Origin of the sequence: Levilactobacillus suantsaiihabitans, assembly GCF_004745505.1 — a bacterium.
Lineage (GTDB): Bacteria > Bacillota > Bacilli > Lactobacillales > Lactobacillaceae > Levilactobacillus > Levilactobacillus suantsaiihabitans.
Window position 1 is genome coordinate 1 of the sequence record NZ_RKLX01000047.1, and the last position, 2,236, is coordinate 2,236.

The window sequence follows — 2,236 nt, forward strand, 5'->3', positions numbered from 1 at the left end:
AAATAATTTTTTTAAGACCTACTTAGGCCAGTTTTAGTATACGCTTTTTTCGATGGAGTTTTCATATAAAAAGGCGATTAGCCGGCGAGCATTAAGGCTGATAACCGAATAATCCTGGTTTTGGATTGTTTGGTTAGCAGTTTTAAGCGGAACCGGCTGCCTGTTGGTGCACGTTTCGGCCACGTCAAGGCGACGCAAAACAAGCCTGGAAGCCCCACCCAGCCGGGACCATAAACCCGACGCCTGCGCTGGTGGCGAAAGTCAATGGCGGTCCTGCCAGCAATCACCACCATTAATTTAGTCCAACCAAGGGATTTCAACAGACGGTCCAAAATAATGGTTGCGGGGTTTCATCTTTGAGCGTAAGATTAGACAACTAATATAAAATATTGGTAATATTATAATATTGTCGAAAAAATCTTAGAGAAGGGGTGAGCCATCGTGACGACAAAAACGAAACGGGCCATTTTTATTTTAATCTTTAGTGAATTTTTAGTGTGTTTAGGAATTAGTTTGATCATTCCGGTTATGCCATTTCTGAAAACCGAGCTGCACCTGTCTGCCACTGATATGGGCGTGATGAACGCGTTATTTGCGTTTGCCCAATTCGTGGCCTCGCCCCTGATTGGGCGGATGTCCGACAAGATTGGGCGCAAGCCGGTCTTGACGGCTGGGTTACTCTTATTCATGGTCTCCGAAGCCTTATTTGCGTTGACCAACTATCTGTGGGTCTTTGACATCTCCCGGCTGATCGGTGGGTTGTCGGCGGCCATGGTCGTGCCGACCGCCATGGCGCTGGCCTCAGACATTACCACCAAACGGCAACGGGCCAAGGTTATTGGCTGGTTGTCCGCCGCCTTTAGCGGGGGCCTGATTTTGGGCCCTGGTATCGGGGGGATTCTCGCCGGTATCAGCTACAAGACGCCGTTTTGGGTGGCAGCAACGTTAGGCCTGATCAGTGCCGTGGTCTTGATCAGCCTGTTACCCAATGACGTGGAAACCAACCGCGTCGTGGAGGAACCTGCCGCCGATGCCCAACCGTCTGCGCACCCGATGACGCGGGCCTTTTGGACGGTGCCCATCATCATCTTATTTACCATGATTCTGGTCTCTTCCTTTGGTCTGCAAGGATTTGAAAGTATCTACAGCATTTACGTCAACGAGGTCTTTAACTTTAGCCTGAGCAACATTGCGGTCGTCTTGACGCTCAACGGGCTGATCTCGCTGTTCTTACAGGTGGCCATGTTTGACACGCTCGTCAGCAAATTCGGCGAACGCCGCGTCATTCGCATCTGCTTCTTCCTGGCGGCGGCCTGCACGATTTGGATCACGCAAGCCCACACCAAGATCGAAGTTATGGTGGCCACGCTGGTCATTTTCTCCGCGTTCGACCTGTTGCGGCCGGCTATCACGACGTTGCTGACCAAGGCCAGCGAGTCCGACCAAGGGCTGATTAATGGGCTGAACATGTCGTTGACCAGTATCGGCAACATCGTGGGGCCTATCATGTCGGGGATGTTATTGGACTGGAACACGCACTCACCGTACCTGGTGGTGTCCGGGTTCCTGATTGTGTCCTACCTGATGGCCTTCATGCTCAAACGCCCAGACAGCTTCCGTCCCAACCAAGCATCAAACTAGCGGCTAGCTATCCTGCCGCCATCAGCAACTCGGGCTTCCCGCTTGCTAGGGGAAACGACTCGTTTGCTGACGTGTTGCCTATAAAATTGTTAATAAATTGCGGTCATGGCTGGTGAGACTGGTCATGGCCTTTTCTGTATTGCCAACTGACAGCTGAAGGTTGAAAGTGAAATTAACGCACTAATTACCGTAACGACGGTGTTCTGACACCCGAAGTTGGTGAAACCAGGTGCCTCCGGCAAGGTGAAGGTTATCAGTAACACTGTGATAACCAAAGACTAGTTGTCAATGCAGCTGCTATCTGGGGTTAAGGCAACTGTTACTAACACGCATTACCATAGCCGAGAGTTCGTCAAATATGGGTTCAGCCGTGGGAGTTCCCTTAGCGGCGCGGTTCATGCCGCTTAGGCAACTGGCGTCTTTGAGACGTGTTCTTCGGCTCAAAGCGAGGCATCGAGACCGCCTTTTGGCTCGATCCGTCCTGTTATGATCCCTTTGGGGTTGTCAAATGAAATAATATAATTCATCTGACAATCAACGGAGGGAATATGACATGTCAAAGGTCAAGTTTAGTGCCATGGAGAAGCTGGAGCTA

The 2,236-nt window shown here is 50.7% G+C and carries 1 protein-coding gene; it reads left to right on the forward strand.

What is annotated here, in order from left to right; all coding sequences use genetic code 11:
• The first annotated feature begins 441 nt into the window (after positions 1-441).
• Positions 442-1,641 (forward strand): MFS transporter, encoded by a 1,200-nt coding sequence (locus EGT51_RS12715; RefSeq protein WP_135369022.1) that lies wholly within the window; start codon positions 442-444, stop codon positions 1,639-1,641.
• Positions 1,642-2,236 lie beyond the last annotated feature (595 nt).